We start from the raw sequence: 26,110 nt of genomic DNA, 5'->3' as shown, positions 1-26,110 counted from the left end.
AGAAAGCTTAAGCATGATGCCTAAGCTGAATTATATGGATATAGATTATGAATAAAAGTTATATGGCTGCATTGGGCCTGATAGCAATCAGCAGCTCTCTGTATGCAGAAGAAAGCAAAAACGTGCCTGACCCTGTAAATGTAGCAAATGTAAGGACTGCATTAACCTTCGGAATTAACGATGATGGCAGCGGAAAGGCAAGTGCCGATATTTCGGGAAATTATACCCCGACTTTCTCCTATATGCTGAAGGCTGAAGGTGAGTGGAATGAGGATCAAAAATATTCGGGCGCCAGATTTCAATATTATAATTTAGCCAATACCGGCTTTAAGTATGTTCCGAAAACCGCACTCTCTTATGATTATTTCCGCCTTGAAGAAGATAACGATAGCCTGAATGTAGACATGCACGCTATAGGTTCTATATCGACTATTCCTTTAGGGAAAAATTCGAAAGTGACGCTGTCGCCTCAAATTGCCTATTTGCAGTCTACCTTTGATTTTAAGGGCCGCAGGGAATGCAACCCTGACGGCATTATGTCTATTATATATTTATCGAAAGGTATCGGCAAAAAAGGCTCATATGTCATGGTATATCCTGAATATTATAAATTAAAAGGAGATGGTGTGGATTATGAGCAAAAAAATATTAACTTCACATTTGGTTCTACGTTAACTCAGGATAAAAAATGGTGGTATATCGTAGAGCTTTTCCATAAGGAAAATGAAACAAGCATTGATGGCTTTAAAGTTAAGTCTAATGATAATGTTCTGAATTTTAAAATAAGAAGGTTCTTCTTCTAATCTGTTTTAGATTTCATGGCATTTATTTTAATTTTTTGGATATTTAGGTGTTTTAGGATGAAACGTAAGTATATTAGTGAAATTTTGAAGATTTCAATTTTAATGAGTTTGACTGCAAATGTATATTCTGCAAGTGATTTACATAAGCATGATTATAGCCATATTTCATTTAAAGATATTTCTCCAGAAATATATTATGAAAATGCAGAAAATAGAAAAATGGACAGAGCGGATTCTGCTTTGGAAGTGATGAGAAGCAAGAAGAAACGTGATTTAAGCGATCCGAACTCTCCTAAAAAGTTTGAAGGTTTGAATAATATTAGTCCAGAATTTATATCTTCTCAAAAGCCATGGAATAAGCTTGAAGATGTATTTCCAGCCGATTGGCCGGCTTTGAATAAATCCTCTCAACGGCAGCTTCAAGATCTTGCCAAAACGGTTAAAGTGAAAACGGTTATGAACCATCCTGACCTGAGAATTATCGAAGTTGCAATTGGCCCCAATGGAATCCTTCCGCAATTTTCTGATCCTGCGCCTGGCGCCTTTCATATTTTGGGGGGCGATGCAGAGATTACTGTCGGTGAAAACACGGTTCATGCCTATACAGGAACATCGATTAAACTCGAGCCTTTGAGCCTGCGCAGAATTGAAGTTAAGTCCAAAGAACCCTTAAAGCTGCTCTGGTTCCGCTGGGCGCCGAATGGCCAGGAAGCATATTTGAATTATGGCTATTATCTTACGGGGACGAATTTTCACATTCAGCCTTATCAAGCCAATATGCCGGACAATTTTGAACAGTGGGATGACGCTGTGCGAAAGAAATATGAGGTATTGCCTTTTAAAGAGCTAAAAACTGCGGCTGGCGATAATGTGTATAAGCAGAATTTATTGGCTGTGAACAGCCTGCAGCAAAAGGCGAATCATGGGCTTCCTTTGTATCCAGGCACGCCAGCATTTCTTTTTGAAAAAGATAGACAGTGGATTGATTTCAGTAAATTAACAGCCTCCAGCGGTTTTTTCTTTGCCGCAGACGCAGAAAAAAATAAAGAATTACTTCATACATGGAATAAGATTGCCCGTATGAAAGGGGTGTTTAGAGCAATTGTCCCGAATAAGCTGTATGATTTTAATCTGTCATATTTATCGATTGGGCCAAGAGGTAAATATGTAACCCATTCCCACGCGACGCCTGAGTTTTATTATATTTTAGGCGGAAAAACCGAATGGCAGATTAATAAAAAGAAATATATTGCAGAGGCAGGAAATACATATTTTCATAGCCCGTACTATGATCATGAAATGCTGGGCTTAAAAGAGGGCTCTGCGATGGTTGCTTTAACTGGAAGCTGGGCACCTTTCGGTGATCGTACTGTTTTTGATAAGAAAATCCTTTTTACCGAGGCTTTGCCGACTCAGAAAGAAGAATCCTTTATTCAAAACGGGTTCAATTTCCATGACTTTAAGCTGAAAAAAGATCTGGGTGGTGTTTTAAAAAGTATGCTGACATTAAATGAAGCCATTATTGATGTAAAAGAAGGTTAAGTCGAAGGCTTTAAAATGGTTTTCAAGCTTTTTGGAGAAATTGCAACTTCTTCTAAAACCACGCCTTATTCGATGCCTTATTTTGCAATTATTACCTTCAATTCCTACAGTAAACAACTTACCAATACTTTGCTTGCAGTTTTTAAAAGCAGTGATGAAACTGTCCCAATGATCACTTGCAATTCGGGTGTAGTGAATACCTAATTGTTTAAGCTTTGTCTTCAACCTTTGGACTGTAGCTAAATCTCTCTTACCCCAAACATAAGCAACAATCTCACCTGTTTCTCGATGGTAGGCGTAAATAAGCCATTGTTTATTATTTTTATTTCCAACAAAAGTCCAGAATTCATCTACTTCGAGAGATTCATAATGACTTTGTTTAGGCTGAATTTGATAGGCCGATTCAGTTAAAGTCCGTAAGACTTTACCGATACTAATGCGCTCAACTTCAGCGATATCTCGTATACCGCTGCCTCTGACCATTAACTGTAATATTTTACGAGTAATGCCAGAATTACATCCTAGATAGCTCAGAGCATGGTCACCAATAAACTGACGTTTGCAGTCTTTGCATTGGTAGTTTTGTTTCCCATCTACTTTGATGCCATTTTTCTTTATACTGTCACTGAGGCAGGTTGGACATTTGATTTCTAGAGTTATTTGCATTTCTCTATTTTATCAAAATTCAACCTGCTTTTTTTTAGCATACTTTTTGATACACCACCAAGATCTGAACTATCGAAAATAAAATAGATATTCTTTTGAATATTCATTGTGCAAGTGCCGTGATGAGCTTTAGCAGCAATGCTGATTTTAGTATTGCTGCTAAAGTCCCTCATTTGATAGTGCATTCGCCCTGCTTGAGCACATTTTAGAAGAGTTGCAGCGCATTATGATAAGCTAAAGCGGAACTGCAAAAGCTCCATTGCCCTAGCTTATCTCTGTATTTGATTGCCATCATAAAATGGCAATAGGCGCTGATTAAACCGTGGCTTTAATCACTTCTGCAATTGAATCTGCAACATAATCAATATTATTCAGATTTAAACCGGCAGCGCACATCCGGCCGCTGCGGAGCAGGTAAATGGCATACTGATCTTTCAGAATATCAACCTGTTCAGCGCTTAAGCCGGTATAGCTGAACATTCCCTGCTGCTTTACCAGATAGCTGAAGTCGCGTTCAGGCACTGCATGGCTTAATTTCTCATTTAAAATTTGGCGCATGCGAATAATGCGTTCGCGCATTTCCTGCAATTCCGCCTGCCATGTTTCAGTCAATGCAGCATTATTTAACACCTGATCTACAATTAAAGCCCCGGTTGTCGGCGGGCTGGAATAGATGCGGCGTACCGTGGCCTTGAGCTGGCCTAAAACTTTCTGCGCAGTGGCTTGGTCGTCACAGACAAAGGTCAATCCGCCAATCCGCTCGCCGTAAAGCGAGAAAATTTTAGAGAAGGAATTGCTGACAATGAAATTCATGCCTGATTGATCTAAAGCGCGAATCGCGTAAGCGTCTTGCTCCAAGCCTTGGCCAAAGCCTTGATAGGCGATGTCCAGGAATGGAATCAGGTCGCGCTGTTTCAAGACTGCAATCACTTGATCCCATTCATCAGGCGTTAAGTCTGCGCCTGTAGGGTTGTGGCAGCATGGATGAAGCAGAACAACCGCTTTGGCCGGCAGCTGTTCTAAATCCTGCAGCATGCCTTCAATATCGACGCCGTTGGTGGCTGCGTCAAAATAGCGGTAGAAGTGGGAGTTGATTCCCGCGCCATTAAAAATGGCAATATGATTTTCCCAAGTCGGCTGGCTGACCCAAATATCCGATTCGGGAAAATATTTTTTTAAGAAGTCTGCGCCGACTTTAAGCGCGCCGGAACCGCCTAAAGTCTGAATGGTGACCGCGCGGCCGGCATGGCGCGCTGCGCTGTTTTGCCCTAAAACCAAAGCCTGCGTCGCCTGATTGTAAGACTTTAAGCCGTCCATCGGCAGATACAGCTTTACCTTGTCATTGGCCGGCTCAATCTGCTTGTAGGCGGCTTTAACGGCATTTAATTGAGGAACAATGCTGTCTTCATTGTAGTAAAGCCCAATGCTTAAATTGACTTTCTGTGTCCGTTCATCTTTGCCAAACTCTTCCATTAAGGAAAGAATCGGATCACCTGCATAAGTGTCAACATGCTGAAACATCAATATATCCTTTGTTGTATAGTGCCTAAATCAAGCTTTCGGTATGGAGCGGATTTTATCTTTTGAAACTAACTGATTGGCGCTTATTTTTCTAGTCTTAAAGAAATAGGCAATCAGCAGCGCTGAAATCCAGACCGGAATCATCAATACAGCGATATGCATGCCGGGAGTTTGGCTCATAATGACTAAAATGCCGCACATGAATACAATGCATAAGTAATTGCTGAAAGGGTAGAAGATGCTTGGAAACTGGGTTGCAGCGTTCATTTGAATCATATGCTTTTTAAATTTCAAATGGGTGTATGAGATGACCACCCAGTTAATCACGATTGCGGCGACGACCAGCATCATGAGCAGGCTGAAGGCTTTTTCAGGAAAGAGGTAGTTGATCAGTACGCATAGCAGGGTAAAGAATGCCGAAACCATAACCGCATTTACCGGAATTCCGCGCGGGTTGATCTTGCTTAAAAATTTAGGCGCATTTCCTTGCTGAGCCAGGCCTAGCAGCATGCGGCTGGTGCAGTAGTTGGTGCTGTTGTAAACAGAAACGGCCGCGGTCAATACAACAAAATTCAGAATAGTCGCAACGGTTTGGCTTCCTAAAGAATCAAAAATAAGCACGAAAGGGCTTCCGCCTTGCGCCATTTGATTCCATGGATAGAGCGATAAAATAACCACCAGGCTGAGGATGTAGAATAATAAGACGCGGTAGACAATCTGATTAATCGCTTTCGGCAGCGTTTTCTGCGGATTATCGGTTTCTGCGGCGGCGATGCCGACCAGTTCAATCCCGCCAAAAGCAAACATGATCATTGCCATCGCCATGACCAGGCCCATTACGCCATTAGGAAAAAACCCGCCTAATTCCCATAAGTTTTGGATATTGGATTGTGAACCGCCGCTGCCGCTCGCCAATAAATAGCTGCCAAATGCAATCATGGCAATAATCGCCAGCACTTTAATGATTGCGAGCCAAAATTCCATTTCACCAAACAGCTTTACATGCAAAAGGTTGATGACGTTAATGAAAATGAAAAAGCCCAATGCTGAAACCCAGGTTGGAATTTCGGGCCACCAATAGTGAATATACAAGCCGATGGCGCTTAATTCCGCCATGCAGACCAGAATGTTTAATACCCAGTAATTCCAGCCGGACATGAAGCCTGCAAATTTGCTCCAATATTTGTAGGCAAAATGGCTGAATGAGCCGCTGACAGGCTCTTCAACAATCATTTCGCCTAATTGGCGCATCATTAAGAAAGCAATCAGCCCTGCAATGGCGTAGCCGAGAATTACAGACGGGCCTGCGAGTTTGATGGTCTGCGCAATGCCGAGAAACAGCCCTGTGCCGATCGAGCCGCCCAGCGCAATCAGCTGGATATGGCGGTTGCTTAAACCTTTCTTGAGGTTTCCTTGTTCAATTTGCTGCATTTTCTATCTTCATCCATGTTGAGACAGTGCCCTGTATGGCGATCAATGCTTTTTTATTTTTATTCTGCTGAATGATCAGAGCAGTATCAGAAATTTTATTAAAATGATTCAAATCATCTATAAATTTCTTATGCGCCCATGCCTTCAGGCGCATAAGAAATCATGCTGGCCTAAATGTCAGGCATTTGAAATATTCAGAACACCGCGCTTAATTTGATCGCGCTCTATCGATTCAAATAGGGCTTTAAAGTTTCCTTCGCCAAAGCCGTCATCATCCTTGCGCTGAATGAATTCAAAGAATACAGGGCCGAGCATATTTTCTGAAAAAATCTGCAGCAACAAGCGCTTGTCTTCATTTTGTGTATTGCCGTCTAATAAAATGCCGCGCTTCTGCAGCTCTTCGGTCGGTTCGCCGTGGCCGGGCAGGCGCTCTGAAAGCATTTCATAATAGGTGTTCGGCGGCGGCGTCATAAATTTGGCGCCCAGCGCTTTCAGCTTATCCCATGTGCCGATAAGGTCATCGGTAATGAATGCAATGTGCTGGATGCCTTCACCATTGAAATCGTTTAGGAATTCGGCAATTTGACCATTACCTTTTTCTGAGTCTTCATTCAGCGGAATGCGGATTTTGCCATCCGGCGCGGTTAAGGCTTTTGAGGTTAAGCCGGTATATTCACCCTTAATGTCAAAATAGCGGATCTCCTGGAAATTGAAAATCTTTTCATAGAAGTCTGCCCAATACTGCATGCGCCCTCTGTAGACATTATGCGTCAAGTGGTCGATTTCCTTTAAGCCAGTTCCGGCTGGATGCGCAGGCGCATCATCAAAGAAAATGAAATCACTTTGGTAAATGTCGCGGTCGACCAAGTAAATCGGCGATCCGCCAATGCCTTTAATTGCAGGAATGTTCAATTCCATAGGGCCGATTTTTGAGTAAATAGGCTCTGCGCCCAATTCAACCGCTTTATGAAATGCCTTGGCTGCATCTTTGGTTCTAAAGCCCATTGCGCATGCGGAAGGGCCGTGCTCTTTGAAAAAATAAGCGGCTGCGGATTCAGGCTGATAATTGAGAATAATATTAATATTGCCTTGGCGCCATAAATACACATTTTTGGATTTATGCTTGGCGACTTTGCTGAAACCTATCGTTTGAAAAATTTCATCCAGTTCCTTGTCTTTAGCTACAAATTCAATAAACTCAAATCCGCAGAGTTCCAAAGGGTTGGCTAGCTCATTCATACAACATCCTCATTCTTTTTAAGCAATCCGATTGCTTGTTTTTTTCAAATTAACTTGATTTTAGACAGACGGAAAACCGCATCAAATTACAAAATTTCTATGACAGATCCGTTTGCCCAATTCTGCATTTCCCGTTCCGCTTTGACTTCAAGATATAATAAAAACGGGAAAAATAATTCTTTCTTCATGATAGCAAGGTTTTGAAATTATTCAATGCATAATTTAATTACTTAATGCGTAATTTAATTAAGAATAATCGCCCTTGCCAACTCATGAGGCTAAAGCTGCTTCAAAGCCTGCGGTAATTAAAGCTGTGCCCGTCGCTGTTCGAATTTGCTCAAGGCTGACGCCTTTTGCCAGTTCAATCAATTTCACGCCTTCCGCGGTCACATCCATCACGCCTAAGTCAGTGATGATGCGGTTTACGGCAGCTTTTCCCGTTAAGGGAAGGGTGCATTGGCTGACAATTTTAGGGCTGCCGTCTTTGGCGCAATGCTCCATCAGCACCACAACCTTCTGTACGCCTGCGACCAAGTCCATGGCGCCGCCCATGCCTTTGACTTTCTTGCCCGGAATCATCCAGTTCGCCAAGTCGCCCGTTTGCGATACTTCCATTGCGCCTAAAATCGCAATGTTGACATGGCCGCCGCGGATCATGGCGAAAGATTCTGCGCTGGAAAAAAATGCAGCGCCTTTGCGGGCAGTGACCGTTTGTTTGCCGGCATTAATCAGGTCGGCATCGACAGTTTCAGCGGTGGGGAATTCATCAATGCCCAGCAAGCCATTTTCCGACTGCAGCCAGACGCTGATATGTTCAGGAATATAGTTTGCGACCAGCGTGGGCAGCCCAATGCCTAAATTGACATAGAAGCCGTCCTCCAGTTCAAAGGCGGCGCGCTGCGCCATTTCATTGCGTGTCCAGGCCATGCTTTATGCCTCCGCCTTTAAAGTCATTTGTTCGATGCGTTTTTCAGGCGAAGCATTCACCACGATGCGGCTGACATAAATGCCCGGCAAATGGATATCATCCGGATCAATCTCGCCAAGCTCTACAATCTGCTCAACTTCCGCAACGGTAATTTTGCCCGCCATGGCGCATTCAGGGTTAAAGTTGCGCGCAGTTTTGCGGAAGACCAAATTGCCGGCTTTGTCCGCCTTATAGGCTTTGACTAATGCAATATCTGCCGTGAGTGACGGCTCCAGAATGTATTCCTTGCCGTCAAATTCACGCACTTCTTTGCCTTCAGCAATCAATGTGCCGACGCCGGTTTGAGTAAAGAAAGCCGGGATGCCTGCGCCGCCTGAGCGCAGCTTTTCCGCCAGTGTGCCCTGCGGGGTGAGTTCGACTTCCAGCTCGCCGTTTAAATACTGGCGTTCAAATTCTTTATTTTCACCGACATAAGATGAAATCATTTTTTTGATCTGCCGGGTTTGCAGCAGCTTGCCCAAACCGAAATCATCGACTCCGGCATTGTTGGAAATGCAGGTTAAGCCTTTCACGCCGGTATTTTTCAGCGCTTCGATGAGCGCCTCAGGAATCCCGCATAGGCCAAAACCGCCAATCGCCAGCGTTTGATTGTCCGCCGCGATATCCGCCAAGGCCATATCCGCGCTTGCAAAAATTTTATTCATGACTCAAATTCTTCCATGTTTTAGCCAAGGCTTAAGCGCCTATCTTTGCCGCGCCGGCATGCTGGTCCAGTTCAGCCGCATGCAGGAAATGCGTGTGGGAGGGCGCGCGCTTGGTTTGTGACCATTGCTCCAGCATTTCATGCTTCATGGCTTCGGTAATCATGGCAATTTTGGCCGGGGCGGCTTCATCGTCATAGGCCAATTCCAGACGGTGGCCATTTGGGTCAAAGAAGTAAATGGAATGGAAAATTCCGTGATTGGTCACGCCTAAGACATTGTTGCCGTTGGCTTCCAAATGCGCTTTTGCTTCCAGCAGGGCAGCGCGGTCTTTCACTTTAAGCGCAATGTGCTGCACCCACTTCGGCGTGTTTTCATCGCGGCCCATTTCTGGTTGAGTCGGCAGTTCAAAAAAAGCCAGAACATTGCCGTTGCCCGCATCTAAAAATAGATGCATATAGGGGTCAAAAGCTTTGGTTGATGGGACATGATCTTCAGCAAAAGCTAAAATGAAATCCATGTTGAGGTTCTTTTTGTACCACTCCACCGTTTCTTTGGCATCTTTGCAGCGGTAAGCGACGTGGTGGATTTTTTCGATTTGAATCGCCATATAAATATCCTTATTTAAAATTCAGGCTGCATCGGCCTGCGCTTCAGGCGCAGCCTTCTGGAATGCAGGCAGCGTATTGCAATGGGCATAAATGGATTGAATTTTCGGGTAGGCCGATAAATCAATATTGAAGCGCAATGCATTGTAAACTTGCGGAATCAGGCAGCAGTCGGCAAAGCTTGCGCTGCTGTCGAAGCAGAACTGGCCATTGGAATTTTCCAGTTGCGCCTCTAAGCCTGCAAAGCCCGCTTCAACCCAGTGCGCATACCAGGCTGCTTTCTGCTCATCGGAAACCTCCAGCGCAGCGCTTAAATACTGCAAAACCCGTAAGTTGTTTAATGGGTGAATGTCGCAGGCAATGCTTTGGCTAAAGGCGCGAATCAGGGCGCGCTGCTGGATATCCTTGGGAAGCAATGCTGTATCGGTAAACTTTTCATCTAAATATTCTAAAATGCTTAACGATTGCGTCAGGGCAAAACTCTGTTCAGCATCAGCTTCTACCAAAGCCGGGACCAATTCACTTGGGTTAATTTGACGGTAGGCAGCGCTATGCTGCTCACCGCCATTTTTCAGCAAATGAATCGGAATAACTTCAGCTTCGAGTTTTTTTAAATTCAGGGCGATGCGCACACGGTACGCCGCAGAACTGCGGAAGTAGCTATACAGCCTCACTGAGTTTCTCCCCGGTATGATCCGTAGCGAAGTCAAACTGAACAGCAGGCAGCACTTTGCCAGATACTTCGCCAAAGCCAATGCGCAGGCCGTCTTTTTCACAATAGCCTTTCATAGTTAAGGTATCGCCGTCCTGCATAAAGCTGCGCTGTTCGCCATTGCTAAGGGGCAATGGCTTGGCGCTATTCCAGGTAATTTCGAGCAGTGAACCGTAAGATTCAGGCGCAGGGCCGGAAATTGTGCCCGAACCCATCAGATCGCCAACTTGCAGATTGCATCCTGCAATGGTGTGATGGGTGAGCTGCTGCGCCATAGACCAGTACATATATTTAAAATTGGTTTGGCTGATCACATCTGCCTGCTCACTGCCTTCGGCCTGAATTTCGACAGAAAGATGAATGTCATAGCTGTTGCTGGAATGGTCTTCGCGCAAATAGGCGAGCGGCTGAGGCTCCTGAACCGGAGAACTGGTTTTAAACGGTTCAAGCGCTGCCATGGTCACAATCCATGGAGAAATGGAGGAGGCAAAGGTTTTGGCGTTGAATGGGCCTAAAGGCACGTATTCCCATTGCTGCAAATCGCGCGCGGACCAGTCATTCAGCAATACCATGCCGAAGATGTGATCCCAGGCATTTTCAATTGCGACCGGTTCGCCTAATGTATTGGCTTTGCCGACAATAAAGCCGGTTTCAAGTTCGAAATCAAGCTTGTGGGAGGCTGAGAAAATTGGACGCTCTTCAGCAGGCAGCTTGATTTGGCCGGAAGGGCGCACCACGTCTGTGCCGCTGACAATGACTGAGCTGGCGCGGCCGTTATAGCCAACAGGCAGTTCAGACCAGTTGGCTAATAAGGCATTTTTAGGGTCGCGGAACATGCAGCCGACATTGGTGGCATGCTCTTTAGAAGAATAAAAATCGGTATAGCCTGAAATATGGACAGGCAAGTGCAGGCTAACATCTGCCTGTTTAAAGAAGACCTGACTGCGCAATTCATGGTTGTCACGCAGCGTGGGGTTATCGGCAGATAATAAATGCTGCAATTCAGCGCGGATTTTAGCCCAGTGTTCTTGGCCTGAATCAATAAATTTATTCAGCGTTGGCTGGCTGAAAATCAATTCACCCGGATGGATTTGCAGGAATCCATGCGCTTCAAGGGCAGCAAGGTCAATTACCCATTCGCCAAGCGCTGCGCCTGAACGGCGCATGCCGCCAGCCGTTTCGCTGAATATGCCGTAAGGCAAGTTCTGGATTGGAAAATCCGAGTCTTGCGCAACCTCAATAAATGATTTCAATTGGCTTGTCATTTCAGTCTTCCTTGTCGTGAAGTAAGGCAATTTTAATAATCTGGATTTTTTCGATTGATTTAATCATACTTATTTTAAATAATTACGCAATAAGTAATTTGATTATATATTTCGTAATTATTTTTGAATTTGAAATTGCTGGCGGAAGGCGCTGTTCCGAAAAGGCCAGCCGGCGTTTTTTTGTGAGCTTTGCAATCCGCAAGATTCGAGTAGAATGCTAAGCATTAAAGTGAGAGTTAATGACCAATGTCAGAAGAAAAAATACAAGCGGGAGTTCAGTCATTAGAAGTGGGGTTAACCGTACTGGATGCGCTAATTGCCAGCCGTAAACCGATGATGCTGAAGGAGCTTGCCGAAAAGTTGTCAATGCATCCGGCAAAAGTTCACCGCTATGCGGTGAGTTTGGTACGCATGAATTATGCCAAGCAGATTGATGATGGGCGCTATGATCTGGGGGATCAGGCATGGAGATTGGGGTTAAGCTGCATACAGCGCACCGATGCGATCCAAGCCGCGCAGCCGATGATCAATGAATTGCACCGTAAAATTGACTGCGGGCTGCAGATCAGCAAATGGACTTCGCAAGGGCCTTTAATTGTGCAGTGGATTGAACCGAATCAAGCTGTTTCAGTCATTACCAGAGTCGGGTCAATTATGCCGCTGCTGAATTCGGCAACAGGCCGCGCTTATGCTGCCTTTATGGCTGAAGATATTGTGCGGCCGCTACTGGAACAGGAATGGCAGCGGAAGCAATTGCAGCAGCAGCCGGTTTATCCGGCCAATTGGGCTGAATTTCTGCAAATGAAGCAGAGCTTCATTGAACAGGGCATAGCGACCGTTTCCGGCGATATGCTGGTTGGCGTGAATGCAGTTTGTGCGCCTGTGTTTAATGCGCAGGGTGAAATTGAATTCTGCATAGCTGCCTTAGGCAGCGAATCACAATTGCCTATTGATCTTGAAAATGCGCGGGTTAAAGCGCTGAAAGAAACAGCGCAGGCTTTAACACGCTACCTTGCTCATAGCTGACAGTATTATATAGCTCAGTCTGCTTACATGTAGACTATTCGCGCCTAGATTCAATAAGAGGCGAAACTGGTATAGGAACGCGGCGGCTATTCAGCATCCCCCAGGTCTGTGTACCGTACTGGAACAGAGTTTACCAGCCAAACATTATTTTCGGCTTGATAGAATTTGAACCCTTCATTATGCATTTTTAAAGCATCTATGATGATAATTTTTACTTTTCCATAACGCGAACCGACAGACTCTGCTGTTTGCTGATCTTCAGTTAAATGAACATACTGCCGTTCTTGGGATAATAAGCCTTGCGCTTTTATCGACTCTATAAAGCGCAGGGCTGTTCCGTGATATAAAAAAGCAGGAGGCGCTTTTTCTGCAAAACTAAGATTGACAGCTGCGGTTGAGTGGCCTTGTACAGCTCGGATTTTTAAACCGTCATCAGAAATTTGAAAGCGTTTTTTATCGCTATTTGTTACGGCAGCTTGAATGGCTGCCCAACTTAGAGGCGCATGATTAACCGGTTGAGATTTCTTGATTAATTCAGCAATATTTCCCCAGCCTTCAGAATCTAATTCAAGGCCAATTTCTTCGGGCTTGTGTCTTAAAATATAGCTTAAATATTTGCTGAGTTCTTTTTCATTCATTTTAATCAATTTTCATGGGTCACAAGAATCAATGGCGTATTATACAGGTCTGCAGGCTGCAGAGTGAGCCTTGGCGATTTTAGGTTTAACACAGGCTGATTCATGGTGATGACTCATCTAAACACAGCAGCGGCAGCTGCTTCACCTGAATGGAACAAAAATAGAAGCATGGCGGCGCAATCAGCCGAAGCTGAAAACCGCCGCCACGCTTAATGAGCCAACCAATTGAAACGGCTTCAATTTACTGCAAGGCCGCTCTGCCCAGCCTAAACTTTTTATGAAACCATCCGGGGCCGTTTCCTGCGTTACAATGGCATGAACCCCGACATTGCTTAGCTTTTCCCTCTCATTTATGGATGATTATTGCGCTGCAGAGGGAGGCATGCAGTCCATCATCATCTGCATCATGGATTGCATCATATCCATGCGTTTTTCCATCATTTGCTGACGCTCAGCCATATTTGCATTCATGCTTTGGCTGCCCATCTGCTTCATCATGGCCATGCCTTCCTGCATGAGCTTCATGTGCTCAGCCATCAGCGCTTGCCGCTCTTGAGGTTTGGCAGCCATCATCTTTTTGTGCATGGCCTGCATCGCTTTCATGTGCTGGTCCATTGCAGCCATTTTGTCTGAAGCCATTGTGCCAGCAGCCGTATTTTTAACAGCTGCAGCCGGCGGCGCCGCATTTTCTGGGTGATGAGTTTTATGTTCTTCAGTGCTTTGCGCAAAGATGCCTAGAGCGGCAGCTGCTATGCAAAGTCCGAGCAAAGTCTGGCGGATATAAGGCATGATTTTTCCTTCCATCAGTTGATACGCTGAGACCACCTTTAAATGAGTACAGCAAGCAGATTGAGGTGATTTCACTGGTTTGAACAGCTAAAAATTGATTTAAGGCAATGTGCTTTTTCTGGCTGCGTCCCCCTTGTATTGCCACAGGCAGCTTGGCTGTAATTGAGCTTATTCTGGGGGTTGCTACTTGGATTTGAATGAGCTTTTAAAAAAGATCAAGCCTCTGATTTTTTAGAGGCATCTCATATTTATTTTAAAGAAGTTGATCACTGGCGATTATTTGATTTTTGAAAATAACAGCAATGTAATGTTGAGGCCGCCACTGTGCATCTCAGCCTTTTTCAACCAGGAAACTGAGGAGGTTAAGCAGATTAAACGGCAGGGTAACTTGCTTATATGAAAGCAAAAAATAGAGGCTATTTCCGTTCAGGAGTTGGCGAAATAAAATTCAGGCAGCGCATTGGCTTTTTCACCACGGATTTCACCGTCACAGATGCTGCCAAACTTACCAGGATCGCTTTACGTTCTGCCAACACTATTTTCATTAAATTACGCAAAAAAACAGCTGTGCAATGCGCAGAAATATCTCCTCTTAATCGCATCGCTGAATTGAATCAATTTGACTTGAGCAAGGAGGCGGAATAGCGCTTGAATCATCGGCACGATCATTTCTTGAGTCTGCTTAAACTGCTCCGGCAAAACCCTCTTTAGCTTCCTAAGCCCTATTGAAAGTATCAGACCTCTTGCAGAAGCATTATTTTTGACTATTTCAGGCTTTGATATTTCTTTAAAAAACCAAAGCTTATCGCCGGTTAAATTTTGACTCACGCAAGAGATCGATTAAGTTGAAAAAGGTTTTTCAGCTAGCCTAAGCTTTTTATGAAATCATCCGGGTCAGTTTCCTGCGTCACCATGACATGAACCCCGATATTGCTTAGCTTTTCCCGCAGTCTGTCTCCCATGCCTGCAGTCACCAGAATATCCATGGGGCGCAGGCTGTCCAGAATCAGGCCGGATTGAGAGAAAGTGTCTTCTTTCTCAGCCTCAATAAGCTGCTTGCCTATGATTTCTTTGCCGCTGAGTTCATAGCGCCAGAACTTCCGGCATTTCCCTGCATGCGGGGTGATGGTACGCTTATTCTGAGAGGTGATTACAATAAACATAAACGGTGTCCTTAGAAAAAACTGCTGTTTTGATCAGCATTCATCTATAGAAAATTTGGCTGTCATCCAAGGCTTGCGGAATGTGAACGGTGCAGAAGCGCCGTTCACAGTGCGTTTAAGCCAGATTTTCAAATACAAACTGCGGCGACTTGATAAACAGCTTCAGCAGCGCCTGCGCTGAACTGGAAGGGTGGCGGACGCCGCGCTCCCAGCTTTCCAGCGTCCGGGCTGAAATGCAAAGCCTTGCCGCCAGCTCAGTCTGAGAGATATTCAGCGCGTGGCGGACGCTTACGATTTGCTGCGCTAAATCTGCATCTATGCCGCTGATTGTATTTGCATCAGTATCTGTATTGCCGTGTTGAAGCAGATCCATTGCGGTCTCCTCCTTAAAGTCAAATAAGTAATCAATTCAAAAATGCTCAGTACGCCATAAAGGCGCCTGCACAAAGCAAAGCAGGGTTCAATCCGGCTTTTGGCTGCTGCGCTGATCAGGCTGTTTTGATCATTCAGACCGGCGCGGATATGGCAGCCTTATAAGCGCGGTGGAATGCAGCAGGCAGCTGAATTTTCAATCATTCAGCTCATGGAAAGCGGCGGCGGCGCGCGGCCCTGAGGAATAAAAAACAGCAGTCCGCGCTTGAAGAATGCCGGGCTGATGCTATCTGAGAAGGCGAGCAGGCGCGCCTGAATCCGGATTAGGACATAGCTGAGCTTGGTATCCAGCAGCGGCAGGGCATAGCTGTAGACGAGGCAATATTGGCAGTCGTGATGGGCATGATACGGGCTTTGAGGCTGCTGTTCAGGCGCATGTTCAAGATGCTGTGCATCTGACAGCGCATGATGATTGGCATGCGGAAGCGCGGCGCTGACTGCGCTTTGCTGCAGGTGCAGCGCCTGAACAATAGTTTCACAGACAGAAGAAACGTGGCGGTTTTCTGGCAGTAAAGGCTGAAGGAACACAGCAATTTGTAACAGGATTGCAGATAAGCCAAGCAATCTTCCCAGCATCGTAAGCACTGAACTGATCTTTTATGGAAATCATATATGCATTAATGATAACAAAAATTAGACAATTTGATAATTAAAAAAACAATGCGCTGCGCAGTCTTTTTACTGGGAATTTTAATTAAGCCTGCAGTTTTTATAAGAAAATAGCCACCTTTTAATTGGCCTGCCCATGATTCTGTGCGCAGCCCGCTTTCATTTAAAAGCTTTCAGCGGCCATTCAGATCGGGCTTAAGCCGCATCGGGCAATCCTTCAGCGCATGCGGTACAGAGGCATTCAGAGCGCCGTGTCCTTGGCTTGCAAAACTGCAGGCCTGTTTCTACAGGGCGCCAAACTGCTGCCAGGTTTCGCCGCTGCTGAAGCTGGCATAATGGACCTGCAGTGCGTTCAATTCATGCTGCTGTGTATAGGTCAGCAGCATTAGGCTGAAAATAAAGCTGATTTCAAGCAAAATTCTAATTTTGGGATTTGTATTTAAGCGGCTGATGCTTAATAGCGCCAGCATCATTGATGGGAGCAGCGCCGCAGCGCTGAACAGGTGCAAATCGGCAGCGCCAAACAGCAGCGCCGCTAAAATCAGCAGCCCTGAGCACTGCAAAATCAACCGGTTTGAAGCCGGCCGCATCAGAACGGCATGCTGCAGCGTTAAAATGACCGCGGCAAAAAAATAAAACGCCATTCCGCCAATAACTGCAAAATAGGCGGCGCTCAAGGCGCAGTACGCTAGCAGCAGCCAAGCTGTGGCGCAATATAGCTGCCGGCAGCGCCGGCTGCTCAGCCCGGTTGCTTTTTCCATAAAAATCAATCCTCGTTTATGCGGTTAAGGCCTGCAATTGGCCGGCTGATGCTGTTCATCGTGACTGCTTCTCCGTAGTGGGCAGCGCATAGCGGTCATGGCTGTCTGGCGCTTTGAGCAAATCGCGCGTGCGCATCAGGCTTGCGCAGCCGATGAGCAGGCAAATGCCGCCGCCGATCAGCGTTGCCGGCACGGCAGTGAAATAGCGCGCCATAAAGCTGGCGTGCAGTGCCCCGAACTGATTGCCCGAAGTGACTAAAATGCCGTTTAAGGCCGCGACCCGGCCTAAAAGCGCTTTCGGCGGCAGCTGCTGGAACAGGGTCTGCCGGATCACCATGCTGATGCTGTCCAATGCGCCGACTGCGGCCAGCAAGGCTGCCGAGAGCCAGAAGAAGGGCGAAAGCGCAAAAGCCAGCGTGCAGCAGGCTATGCCCAAGCTTGCCATAAGCATATTGCGCCATGCATGCTGCATCGGCGAAACGAGGGTCAGGCACAGCATCATCAGGCAGGAGCCGGCCGCAGGCGCAGCCCTTAAAATGCCCAGGCCTTCAGCGCCCTGATGCAGAATATCCTCTGCAAAAACCGGCAGCAGAACCGCAATGCCGCAAAACAGCGCTGTGGCGAGGTCCAGCAGTATGGCCCAGAACATCAGCCGGTGCCTTAAGGCAAACAGCAGGGCCTCCTTCAAGCTTTCGGCCATGCGCTGCGCGGATGCCCTGGGGAATTCGCGCGCGCTTAGGGCATACAGGGCAATGCTGCCGGCACAGCATAGGGCGAAGACAAAATAGAGCGCGCTTGCCAGGCCAAACTGGCTGAACAGCAGTCCCGCGCATAAAGGGCCTGCAATTGCCCCAATCTGCCAAATCATTGCAGTCCATGCAGAGGCGTTGGCATAGGCATGTTCGGGCACCAGAAAGGGGCGCAGGGAATTGAACGACGGGCTGTAGATGCCGCGCAAGATGCCTAAGCAGAACATCAGGCTGTAGATGCCCAGCAGCAGCGCGCCTTGCGGAATCGCCTGCTGCTGATAGGCGTGAAAGAGGGCGATGAACAGCAGCGGAATGGCCGCGCTGCAGCTGAAGCCCCATTGCAGGATTTTCTGGCGGTTGAAGCGGTCGGCCCAGTGCCCGCCCAGCAGCGACAGGCAGATAAATGGAATCAGTTCGGCCAGCGCAACCAGCCCCAGGCTTAAGGGGTTCTGCGTGAGCTGGTAAAGCGAATAGCTGATAACCACTTCCTGAATCAGAACAGCCAGGCAGAGGCACAGCTGGTTCAGGCTCAGCAATGAAAAATCGCGGTAGCGGAACGCAAGGAAAGCGCCGGAATGGGAAAGCGGCATAAAAATCAATAAAAGCTGGCGGGAGAAAAGCAAAAGGACGAACCGAAGTTCATCCTTTTGTTAAAGAAGGTAATTTTTACTGCGCTTTGGCGGCAGCAGCGGTGTCATCATTGGCTGCTTTAGCCATAGGCGTGTAGTTCAGGCCCAGCGTTTTGCTGGTGTCCTGGCGCACTTGATCAAGCAGCACCGGGTTAGTGCTCAGCTCTTGCTGGTACGAAGTTACAATTTCATGCAGCTTCGGATTCCACTTGCCTTTCACTTGCTGCGGGAAAGCTTTTTCAAGCAGGCTCAGCATGATGTAAGGCGAAGTCGAAGCGCCCGGAGAAGCGCCAAGCAGCGCAGTGACTGCGCCGTCTTTAGAGGCGAAGATTTCCGTGCCGAACTGCAGGCTGGCAGGCTTGCCCGGCTCTTTCTTGATGATCTGAACGCGCTGGCCGCCTTGGTTCATGCGCCAGTCTTCAGGCTTGGCATCCGGATAGTATTTCTTCAGCTCATTAAAGCGGTCGGCATCGGTCATCATTACTTGGCTGACTAAATATTTAACCAGATCAAGGTTTTCCATGCCTACAGCCGTCATCGGCAGGACATTGTTCTTGGTGGTTGATTTTAATAAATCAAGCTGGGAACCCTGCTTCAGGAACTTGTTGGAATAGGTTGCGAATGGCCCGAACAGCACATATTTTTTGCCGTCAATATAGCGGGTGTCAATATGCGGCACAGACATTGGCGGCGCACCCAGTTCAGCGCGGCCGTAAACTTTTGCGGTATGGCCTGCAGTCACTTTCGGATTATCAGTCATCAAGAAGACGCCGCCTACAGGGAAGCCTGCATACTGCTTGGCTTCAGGCAAACCGGTCATTTGCAGCAGCTTAACCGCTGCGCCGCCCGCGCCAATGAAGACAAAGCGGGTTTTAACATGGTCTGTTGCGCCGGTTTTCAGGTTTGTAAACGAAATAGACCAGGTTTTGTCATCGTTTTGGCTGATCCCGGTCACTTCAGTTGAAGTCTGCAGCTTGAAATTGGACTGCTTGTTCAGGTTGCTGACCAGCTGCGTGGTAATTGCGCCGTAGTTGACATCTGAACCGACATCCATGCGTGTCGCTGCAACTTTCTGCGCGGCGTCGCGGCCTGTCATGACCAGCGGCGCCCATTGCTTGATTTCGGCCGGATTTTCAGAGAATTTCATGCCGTAGAACATTGGGTTTTTCACCATGGCTGCATGGCGCTTTTCCAGAAAATTCACGTTATCGCCCCAGACAAAGGCAATATGCGGCACAGGGTTGATAAAGCTTTTAGGTTCGCCCAAAACGCCCTGTTTCACCTGATATGACCAGAACTGTTTTGCTACTTCAAACTGCTCGGCAACTTTCACCGCTTTAGAAATGTCCATTTTCCCATCTTTTTCAGAGGTATAGTTCATTTCCATAAAGCCTGAATGGCCTGTGCCGGCATTGTTCAGGCCGTTAGAGCTTTCCTGAGCCACCTGATCAAGGCGCTCATACATGCGGATTTGCCAATCCGGCTCCAGCTCGCTGAGATAAGTGCCTAATGTTGCACTCATGATGCCGCCGCCGACCAGTACGGCATCAACAACTTGTTCATTATTGGCGGTTTGGACTTTTTTAGACGCCGTGGGCCTGAATAAAAAAATCAATACTGCAATTAAAAGCAGTACGATGAATACCGCGAGGTACTTTAGAAATTTTTTCATGCGATTTTTACCTTAGGGAGCAGGTTTTTGCATCGCTTTAGAGCGAATCGGGAATAACAGCAAAAATAAAGGAGAAAAGGATGGAGGTAGCGGAAAACTAAAAGTTCATCAGAAGGGGAGAGAAATGCATGGCCTCTTGGAAAGAAGCGCTCAATTGCATTTTTCAGTTCCGCTGCGAATTTCCATTCAAAGGTTATTTTAGACTAAATATGTATTGACTTGGTAATTTTTATTGTAAATGGTTTTGCCGCTTCGCATAAAAATACATGATGAACACTGCATTCAGCGCTTCTGTACCTTAAAGCAGGCTGTTCAGAACTGCGCGATTGGCTGGGAAATAAGCAGCATAAAATTACTAGACGACTGGTCTAATATTGAATTATAGTATGCGCATGAAACGATCAGATAAAAGTGCGGCGGTCCGGCAGCACATTTTGAACACCAGCTTTAAGCTGGTATTGCGCAAAGGTTTTGCCGGTGTGGGCCTGCAGGAAATTTTAACCGCCTGTGACGTGCCGAAAGGCTCGTTCTACCATTATTTCGCCTCGAAAGAAGCCTTTGGCTGCGCCTTGCTGGAGCAGTACATTGCCGACTATAAAGTCCGTATAGAGCAGCTTTGGCAGCAGGCGGACGGCAGCGCTTATGCGCGCCTGATGGCGCTGTGGCAGGCGTGGATTGAAGACCCGGTGCATGGCGGCTGGGCGGAAAATTGCCTGATTGTAAAACTGGCTGCCGAAGTTTCAGACCTGTCGGAAGATATGCGCCAGATTCTGAATTTTGGCGTGGCCAGGCTCACGGAACGGATCGCGGCATTATTGCGGGAAGGGCAGCAGGAAGGCTCAATTCCGCAGCGGATTGACCCGGCCAAAATGGCCCAAGTGATGTATCAGCTGTGGCTGGGCGCAGCCTTGCTGGCGAAACTGGCGCAGGACAAAGCGCCGCTGTATTTAGCTTTGGAAACCACGCAGCAGCTGTTAGAACCGATAAAGGAATAAATCATGCGAAGCATTATTCATTGTAATTTTGGCGAGCCTGCAGAGGTGCTGCAGCTGGCAGAGATGCCGCAGCCTGAACCGCAGGCGGGCGAAGTCCGCATCAAGACCATTCTGTCACCCATGCACAATCATGATGTCTGGACTGTCCGCGGCAACTACGGCTATAAGCCGGCATTGCCTGCCATTGGCGGCAGCGAAGCGGTGGGCGTAATTGACGCCTTGGGCGAAGGCGTCAGCGGCGTTGCTCTTGGGCAGCGCGTGGCGGTGGCGGCGGTGCACGGCAGCTGGGCTGAATATTTTATTGCGCCGGCCCAAGGCGTTGTGCCTTTAAATGATGCGATTGATGATGAAACGGCCGCGCAATTGATCGGGATGCCGATCAGCGCCTTAATGCTGCTGGACTTTGTCAATTTGCAGCCGGGGCAGTGGCTGATTCAGAACACCGCAAACGGCGCAGTCGGCAAAACCGTTGCCATGATTGCGCAGGCCCGCGGCCAGCAGGTGATTAATCTGGTGCGCCGCAGCAGTGCCGTGGCTGAACTGCAGGCGCTGGGCATTCAGCATGTGGTTGCCGCCGATCAGGCCGATTGGCGGGAGCAGGTCAAAGCCATGCATGGCGGTCAGCCGCTCATGGCCGGGGTGGATTCGATTGGCGGCGCTGCCAGCGGCGAATTGCTGGCCCTGCTCAGCGAAAACAGCTTGCTGGTTTCATTCGGCAGCATGAGCGGGGAAGCCATGCAGATTGCATCCGGCGACCTGATCTTTAAGCAGGCCACGGTGAAAGGCTTTTGGGCCAGCGCTGTGAATCAGCAGCTGCCGGCGGAACGCAAAAAGGCTTTGATTGTGGAGCTGCTGACTTTGGCTGCCCAGAAAAAATTGGCGCTGCCGGTCGAAGGCGTTTTCAGCTTTGAGCAGATTCACAGCGCGGCATTGAAAGCGGTTGAAGGCGCGCGCCAAGGCAAAGTCCTGCTGAAGCCCTAAGCTTTGAGCAGCCCGGCCGGCAGGCTGGGCTGTATTTAGATAATAAAAAAGGAAAAACAGCATGATAGGACAAATACTCATCGGACTGATCGCAGCGCTGCATGTCTATATTTTAGTTTTGGAAATGTTTTTATGGGACAAGCCTTACGGCTTGAAGGCCTTTGGCAATACTCCGGAAAAAGCCCGGCTGACCAAAGTCATGGCGCAGAATCAAGGCCTTTATAACGGTTTTTTGGCTGCCGGCCTATTCTGGTCTTTATGGGCGCCGGAAGCTTACGCCTTGGCGCTGGCGAATTTCTTTTTAGGCTGTGTCTTGGCTGCGGGAATTTATGGCGGGCTTACTGCAAGCAAGAAAATTATTTACATACAGGCGGTTCCTGCCTTATTGGCGCTGCTGGCGGTCAATCTGCTTTAACCCTGTTCAGGAAAGCGCGCGGTGAGGCATGCTCACCGCGCTGGAAATCTTGAGCCTTGATGCATGCCTGCGCTGCAGGTTCAGCAGGCCGTGGAAAAGCGCCGTTCAAAAATAGACTCTACGCTTTCAAATGCTAAACTCCTCGGAATGTCCTGATGCTGCCGGGCATAAAAATTCACTGCGCTTTCCAGCGTTTGCAGGAATTCATTATAGTTCTGCTCAAAGTCATGCAGATCCAGCAGGTCTAAACGCCGGGAGTTATGGCAGTTATATTGCGCAATAAAGTCCAGCATTAATTTCTGAATGGGCGGATGGGTGAAATAAATCAGGTAGGTGGCTGCCGCGCCGCAATGCAGGCAGCCTTGCTCAAGGTAAATTTCTTCATTGTTGAGCCAGCAGCACTGCAGGGTGAAAAATGCGCGGATGGCTTCGGTGCCTAAAGTCGGTTGTTGCATGGCGTGCACCTCAAGGGCAGATTTGAAATTTTAAAGCATTTATTGATAATGATTATCATTTATTTTTTAATAAAAGTCTACTGGCCTGTTCCTGCTGCAGGCTGATTCTTTTGAAATTATCCGGCCAGACGCTGTTTTTTTCTGCATCAGGCTTAAGCGCGGGAAGGGAAGCTGCCCGCCGCTTAGGTTTTATAGGTGGATAATAAAATGCTGGTTTCAGTGTTGTAAATTCCTGAAATGGTTCGAATCCTTTCCAGCGTTTTGTCAAAGCTTTCCAGGCTGTCAGTTTTCAGCTCCACCAGCAGGTCCCACTTGCCGTTGGTGGTATGCAGGGTATGCACGGCGGGGTCAATCCGCAGCTCTTTCACCACGGCGCTGGTCTTGGTGCCTTCCACCATAATATTCATCCATGCCCGGATGGTGTTTTTTTCCGCGCTGGGCTTAATGCGCACGGTATAGCCGGTAATGATGCCGCTGGCTTCCATATGCTCAATGCGCTTTTGCACCGTTGCGCGCGAAACCCGCACTTTGCTGGCCAGATCGGTAATGGAAATTCGGGCATTGTCCCGCAGCAAACCGAGGATTTGATTGTCTGTTTCGTTCATTTTGACTTTGTCACTTGGCAGATTGATAAAATTTATTCCATTTTAATCAAAATAACAACTTTTTTGATTCAATTTGATTTTTCATACTATGCGTATTGAACAAGGTGTTAGATGGAGCAGTACCGAGCTGAGGCGGTATTCATTTTGCGCCCTGTCCGATGCTGTTAATGGATGTGATTCACCAAATTTTAAAAGGGAAATATCAATGTCTTTGTCATATGAAATGGACAATAGTGGCGCATGGCAGACTTATCTGGCTCAGATTAACCGCGTTGCGCCTTATCTGGAAGACGACCTGATTCCATTTATCAATACCCTGAAGCGGCCGAAGCGCGCATTGATTGTCGATGTGCCGATTGTGATGGACGACGGTTCTATCCAGCACTTCGAAGGCTACCGCGTGCAGCACAACTTGTCGCGCGGCCCGGGTAAAGGCGGCATCCGCTACCATCCGGATGTTGAACTTAACGAAGTCATGGCACTCTCAGCGTGGATGACGATTAAAACTGCGGTTTTAAATTTGCCGTACGGCGGCGCCAAAGGCGGCATCCGCGTAGACCCGCGCAAGCTGTCTCCGCGTGAGCTTGAACGCCTGACCCGCCGCTTTACCAGCGAAATCAGCCCAATCATCGGCCCGCAAATGGACATTCCTGCACCGGATGTAGGCACCAATGCCGACATTATGGGCTGGATGATGGATACCTATTCAAGCATCAAAGGCCATACCGTAACAGGCGTAGTCACCGGCAAGCCAGTGCACCTGGGCGGTTCTTTAGGCCGTGTCCGTGCGACAGGCCGCGGCGTGTTTGTAACGGGCTTGGAAGTTGCCAAGAAAATCAACCTGGCGCTTGAAGGCAGCCGCGTGGCGATTCAAGGCTTCGGCAATGTCGGCAGCGAAGCGGCGTACCTATTCTACAAAGCCGGTGCGAAAGTGGTCTGCGTGCAAGACCATACCGGCACGATCTTCAATGCAGAAGGCATGGACGTTAAGCAGCTGCAGGAATACGTTGCGGTTCATAAAGGTGTAGCAGGTTTCCCTGACGCGGCTTTGATTGAAGACGAAGCGTTCTGGGCGGTTGAGATGGAAATTTTAATTCCAGCTGCTTTGGAAGGCCAGATTACTGCTGAACGCGCGAAAAACCTGACTGCAAAACTGGTTCTGGAAGGCGCGAACGGCCCAACTTATCCAGATGCAGAAGACATTCTTTTAGAGCGTCAAATCACAATTGTGCCTGACGTGCTGTGCAACGCCGGCGGCGTAACCGTAAGTTACTTCGAATGGGTGCAGGACTTGGCGAGCTATTTCTGGACAGAAGAAGAAATCAATGAGCGTTTGGACAAGCTCATGATTAAAGCTGTTGAAGACGTTTGGCACACAGCCGGCGCCAAAGACTGCAGCCTGCGTACCGCAGCCTACATTCTGGCGTGTGAACGCATCTTGAAAGCGCGTAAAGAGCGAGGAATTTTCCCGGGTTAAGGGGAAATTCCGCGCCTTGCGCGTGAACTGAAGAAACAGCAACGCCAGATTTTTTAAGGAAGAATACACCATGAGCCAAAATACTCAACCGAACCGCCAAGATTTTAACCAGTATATGGTGCCTGTTTTTGCGCCTGCGCAGTTTATTCCTGTGCGCGGCGAAGGCTCGCGCCTGTGGGATCAGGCAGGCAAAGAATATATCGACTTTGCCGGCGGCATTGCAGTGAATGCTCTTGGACATGCACACCCGGTTGCGGTGAACGCATTGACTGAACAGGGCCAGAAGCTTTGGCATATCGGCAATGGCTATACCAATGAGCCGGTGCTGAATTTGGCGAAGCAGCTGGTTGAAAGCACCTTTGCAGATAAAGTGTTTTTCTGCAACTCCGGCGCCGAAGCCAATGAAGCTGCGCTGAAGCTGGCGCGCAAGGTCGGCCTGCTTTCAGGTTCAGCCACTAAAAACAAAATTGTCGCTTTTCAAAACGCGTTCCACGGCCGCACATTATTTACCGTGACTGCGGGCGGCCAGCCGAAATATTCGCAGGATTTTGCGCCACTGCCAGAAGGCATCCAGCACCTGCCGTTCAATGACTTGGATGCTGCGCGCGCTGCTATTGATGCAGACACTTGCGCGGTGATTGTAGAGCCGATTCAGGGCGAAGGCGGCGTGATTACCGCGACGCCTGAGTTCCTGAAAGGCCTGCGTGAACTGTGCGACCAGCACGGCGCTGTGCTGATTTTTGATGAAGTGCAAACCGGCGTAGGCCGTACAGGTTCGCTGTATGCCTACATGAACACCGAAGTTACGCCTGACATCTTAACTACAGCGAAAGCTTTGGGCGGCGGTTTCCCGATTGGCGCGATGATTGCCACCGACAAATACGCCAACATGTTTGCAGTGGGCGACCACGGCACGACTTATGGCGGCAACCCGCTGGCGTCTGCAGTGGCAAGCGCGGTATTCGAGTTTATCAATACCCCTGACGTGCTGAACGGCGTGCGCGCCCGCGCGGAACTTTTTGCTGAAGGCTTGAATGAGCTGAATGCGCGCTATGGCCTGTTTGAAGAAATCCGCGGCCAAGGCCTGCTGATCGGCTGCGCGCTGAAAGCTGAATATGCAGGCAAGGCGAAGGACATTGTGACCCTTGCCGGCCAGGAAGGCTTACTGGCTCTGGTGGCTGGCCCGAATGTCGTGCGTTTTACGCCGTCATTAATCATTTCTGAAGAGCAGATTAAAGAAGGCCTGCAGCGCTTTGACCGCGCTTTAGCCCGTTTCGTGAACGAGAAGTAGGCTTCTC

General features: G+C 47.9%; 30 protein-coding genes. 9 read left to right on the top strand and 21 right to left on the bottom strand.

What is annotated here, in order from left to right; all coding sequences use genetic code 11:
• Positions 1-47 precede the first annotated feature (47 nt).
• Both BEN74_RS05750 and BEN74_RS05745 read left to right on the top strand, forming a co-directional pair.
• The gene (locus BEN74_RS05750; RefSeq protein ID WP_068912226.1) at positions 48-803 is read left to right on the top strand and encodes a hypothetical protein; all 756 of its coding nucleotides are present in this window, start codon (positions 48-50) and stop codon (positions 801-803) included.
• Positions 804-860: 57 nt separating this feature from the next.
• A complete protein-coding gene (locus tag BEN74_RS05745) occupies positions 861-2,345 on the top strand; it encodes a cupin domain-containing protein (protein WP_162898109.1) in 1,485 nt (494 codons plus the stop codon).
• Here BEN74_RS05745 and BEN74_RS05740 read toward each other — a convergent pair.
• The 11 genes from BEN74_RS05740 to fahA form a co-directional block, all read right to left on the bottom strand.
• The gene (locus tag BEN74_RS05740; RefSeq protein WP_005005861.1) at positions 2,310-3,011 is read right to left on the bottom strand and encodes an IS1 family transposase; all 702 of its coding nucleotides are present in this window, start codon (positions 3,009-3,011) and stop codon (positions 2,310-2,312) included. The two genes, BEN74_RS05745 and BEN74_RS05740, sit on opposite strands and share 36 nt — an antisense overlap.
• Positions 3,002-3,196: a hypothetical protein gene (locus BEN74_RS19550; RefSeq protein WP_068911152.1), complete on the bottom strand. Its 195-nt coding sequence runs from the start codon at positions 3,194-3,196 to the stop codon at positions 3,002-3,004. Before BEN74_RS19550 ends, BEN74_RS05740 begins: the two co-directional genes overlap by 10 nt.
• 130 nt (positions 3,197-3,326) lie before the next feature.
• Positions 3,327-4,532, bottom strand: coding sequence for an aromatic amino acid transaminase (locus tag BEN74_RS05730; RefSeq protein WP_068911153.1), 1,206 nt, complete (start codon positions 4,530-4,532; stop codon positions 3,327-3,329).
• Between the two features lie 30 nt (positions 4,533-4,562).
• Entirely contained in the window at positions 4,563-5,963 is a 1,401-nt protein-coding gene (locus BEN74_RS05725) for an amino acid permease (RefSeq protein WP_068911154.1), read from the bottom strand.
• Entirely contained in the window at positions 5,950-6,117 is a 168-nt protein-coding gene (locus BEN74_RS19325) for a hypothetical protein (RefSeq protein ID WP_162898147.1), read from the bottom strand. The genes BEN74_RS05725 and BEN74_RS19325 overlap by 14 nt, the downstream gene beginning before the upstream one ends.
• Before the next feature lie 23 nt (positions 6,118-6,140).
• Complete coding sequence (gene hppD / locus BEN74_RS05720; protein WP_068911155.1) at positions 6,141-7,202, bottom strand: 4-hydroxyphenylpyruvate dioxygenase; 1,062 nt, start codon at positions 7,200-7,202, stop codon at positions 6,141-6,143.
• A 270-nt stretch (positions 7,203-7,472) separates the two neighbouring features.
• Positions 7,473-8,129, bottom strand: coding sequence for a 3-oxoacid CoA-transferase subunit B (locus BEN74_RS05715; protein ID WP_068911156.1), 657 nt, complete (start codon positions 8,127-8,129; stop codon positions 7,473-7,475).
• Between the two features lie 3 nt (positions 8,130-8,132).
• On the bottom strand, positions 8,133-8,834 hold the full coding sequence (locus tag BEN74_RS05710) for a CoA transferase subunit A (RefSeq protein WP_068911157.1): 702 nt from the start codon (positions 8,832-8,834) through the stop codon (positions 8,133-8,135).
• A 31-nt stretch (positions 8,835-8,865) separates the two neighbouring features.
• The gene (locus tag BEN74_RS05705) at positions 8,866-9,441 is read right to left on the bottom strand and encodes a VOC family protein (protein WP_068911158.1); all 576 of its coding nucleotides are present in this window, start codon (positions 9,439-9,441) and stop codon (positions 8,866-8,868) included.
• A gap of 21 nt (positions 9,442-9,462) precedes the next feature.
• Entirely contained in the window at positions 9,463-10,113 is a 651-nt protein-coding gene (gene maiA / locus BEN74_RS05700) for a maleylacetoacetate isomerase (RefSeq protein WP_068911159.1), read from the bottom strand.
• Complete coding sequence (gene fahA, locus BEN74_RS05695) at positions 10,100-11,416, bottom strand: fumarylacetoacetase (protein ID WP_068911160.1); 1,317 nt, start codon at positions 11,414-11,416, stop codon at positions 10,100-10,102. The genes maiA and fahA overlap by 14 nt, the downstream gene beginning before the upstream one ends.
• Positions 11,417-11,662: 246 nt before the next feature.
• Here fahA and BEN74_RS05690 point away from each other — a divergent pair, with 246 nt between their 5' ends.
• Positions 11,663-12,442 (top strand): IclR family transcriptional regulator, encoded by a 780-nt coding sequence (locus BEN74_RS05690; RefSeq protein WP_068911161.1) that lies wholly within the window; start codon positions 11,663-11,665, stop codon positions 12,440-12,442.
• A gap of 86 nt (positions 12,443-12,528) precedes the next feature.
• Here BEN74_RS05690 and BEN74_RS05685 read toward each other — a convergent pair whose 3' ends face one another.
• On the bottom strand, positions 12,529-13,080 hold the full coding sequence (locus tag BEN74_RS05685; RefSeq protein WP_068911162.1) for an RNA 2'-phosphotransferase: 552 nt from the start codon (positions 13,078-13,080) through the stop codon (positions 12,529-12,531).
• Positions 13,081-13,440: 360 nt separating this feature from the next.
• Positions 13,441-13,869 carry a hypothetical protein gene (locus BEN74_RS05680; protein ID WP_068911310.1) on the bottom strand — a complete coding sequence of 143 codons (429 nt, stop codon included), beginning with the start codon at positions 13,867-13,869 and terminating at the stop codon, positions 13,441-13,443.
• Between the two features lie 396 nt (positions 13,870-14,265).
• On the opposite strand from BEN74_RS05680, the gene BEN74_RS05675 reads away from it, so the two are divergent.
• Positions 14,266-14,514: a hypothetical protein gene (locus tag BEN74_RS05675; protein WP_068911163.1), complete on the top strand. Its 249-nt coding sequence runs from the start codon at positions 14,266-14,268 to the stop codon at positions 14,512-14,514.
• 218 nt (positions 14,515-14,732) lie between these two features.
• Here BEN74_RS05675 and BEN74_RS05670 read toward each other — a convergent pair whose 3' ends face one another.
• The 6 genes from BEN74_RS05670 to mqo all read right to left on the bottom strand — a co-directional run bounded on the left by BEN74_RS05670 (position 14,733) and on the right by mqo (position 19,884).
• Positions 14,733-15,032 carry a NifB/NifX family molybdenum-iron cluster-binding protein gene (locus BEN74_RS05670; RefSeq protein ID WP_068911164.1) on the bottom strand — a complete coding sequence of 100 codons (300 nt, stop codon included), beginning with the start codon at positions 15,030-15,032 and terminating at the stop codon, positions 14,733-14,735.
• 115 nt (positions 15,033-15,147) lie between these two features.
• On the bottom strand, positions 15,148-15,405 hold the full coding sequence (locus BEN74_RS05665; protein WP_068911165.1) for a helix-turn-helix domain-containing protein: 258 nt from the start codon (positions 15,403-15,405) through the stop codon (positions 15,148-15,150).
• Between the two features lie 203 nt (positions 15,406-15,608).
• Positions 15,609-16,040 carry a DUF2946 family protein gene (locus tag BEN74_RS05660; protein ID WP_068911166.1) on the bottom strand — a complete coding sequence of 144 codons (432 nt, stop codon included), beginning with the start codon at positions 16,038-16,040 and terminating at the stop codon, positions 15,609-15,611.
• Positions 16,041-16,357: 317 nt separating this feature from the next.
• Entirely contained in the window at positions 16,358-16,834 is a 477-nt protein-coding gene (locus BEN74_RS05655; RefSeq protein ID WP_162898146.1) for a hypothetical protein, read from the bottom strand.
• A gap of 55 nt (positions 16,835-16,889) precedes the next feature.
• Entirely contained in the window at positions 16,890-18,173 is a 1,284-nt protein-coding gene (locus tag BEN74_RS05650; RefSeq protein ID WP_068911312.1) for an MFS transporter, read from the bottom strand.
• 76 nt (positions 18,174-18,249) lie between these two features.
• The gene (gene mqo, locus BEN74_RS05645) at positions 18,250-19,884 is read right to left on the bottom strand and encodes a malate dehydrogenase (quinone) (protein WP_068911168.1); all 1,635 of its coding nucleotides are present in this window, start codon (positions 19,882-19,884) and stop codon (positions 18,250-18,252) included.
• 392 nt (positions 19,885-20,276) lie between these two features.
• Between mqo and BEN74_RS05640 the strand changes: the two genes are divergently transcribed.
• The 3 genes from BEN74_RS05640 to BEN74_RS05630 all read left to right on the top strand — a co-directional run bounded on the left by BEN74_RS05640 (position 20,277) and on the right by BEN74_RS05630 (position 22,275).
• A complete protein-coding gene (locus BEN74_RS05640; RefSeq protein WP_068911313.1) occupies positions 20,277-20,879 on the top strand; it encodes a TetR/AcrR family transcriptional regulator in 603 nt (200 codons plus the stop codon).
• Positions 20,880-20,882: 3 nt separating this feature from the next.
• The gene (locus tag BEN74_RS05635; RefSeq protein ID WP_068911169.1) at positions 20,883-21,860 is read left to right on the top strand and encodes a zinc-binding dehydrogenase; all 978 of its coding nucleotides are present in this window, start codon (positions 20,883-20,885) and stop codon (positions 21,858-21,860) included.
• A 61-nt stretch (positions 21,861-21,921) separates the two neighbouring features.
• A complete protein-coding gene (locus BEN74_RS05630) occupies positions 21,922-22,275 on the top strand; it encodes a DUF1304 domain-containing protein (RefSeq protein ID WP_068911170.1) in 354 nt (117 codons plus the stop codon).
• Positions 22,276-22,355: 80 nt separating this feature from the next.
• Here BEN74_RS05630 and BEN74_RS05625 read toward each other — a convergent pair whose 3' ends face one another.
• Together BEN74_RS05625 and BEN74_RS05620 are read right to left on the bottom strand one after the other, a co-directional pair.
• A complete protein-coding gene (locus tag BEN74_RS05625; RefSeq protein ID WP_068911171.1) occupies positions 22,356-22,730 on the bottom strand; it encodes a hypothetical protein in 375 nt (124 codons plus the stop codon).
• A gap of 182 nt (positions 22,731-22,912) precedes the next feature.
• Positions 22,913-23,335 carry an Lrp/AsnC family transcriptional regulator gene (locus BEN74_RS05620; RefSeq protein ID WP_068911172.1) on the bottom strand — a complete coding sequence of 141 codons (423 nt, stop codon included), beginning with the start codon at positions 23,333-23,335 and terminating at the stop codon, positions 22,913-22,915.
• A gap of 205 nt (positions 23,336-23,540) precedes the next feature.
• Here BEN74_RS05620 and BEN74_RS05615 point away from each other — a divergent pair, with 205 nt between their 5' ends.
• Positions 23,541-24,812 (top strand): Glu/Leu/Phe/Val family dehydrogenase, encoded by a 1,272-nt coding sequence (locus tag BEN74_RS05615; protein WP_068911173.1) that lies wholly within the window; start codon positions 23,541-23,543, stop codon positions 24,810-24,812.
• Between the two features lie 70 nt (positions 24,813-24,882).
• Entirely contained in the window at positions 24,883-26,103 is a 1,221-nt protein-coding gene (locus BEN74_RS05610; RefSeq protein ID WP_068911174.1) for a bifunctional succinylornithine transaminase/acetylornithine transaminase, read from the top strand.
• Positions 26,104-26,110 lie beyond the last annotated feature (7 nt).

Source organism: Acinetobacter sp. WCHAc010034, assembly GCF_001696615.3.
Taxonomy (GTDB): domain Bacteria; phylum Pseudomonadota; class Gammaproteobacteria; order Pseudomonadales; family Moraxellaceae; genus Acinetobacter.
Note: the sequence above shows the minus strand (reverse complement) of the source record. Positions and strands in the feature narration are given on the sequence as shown.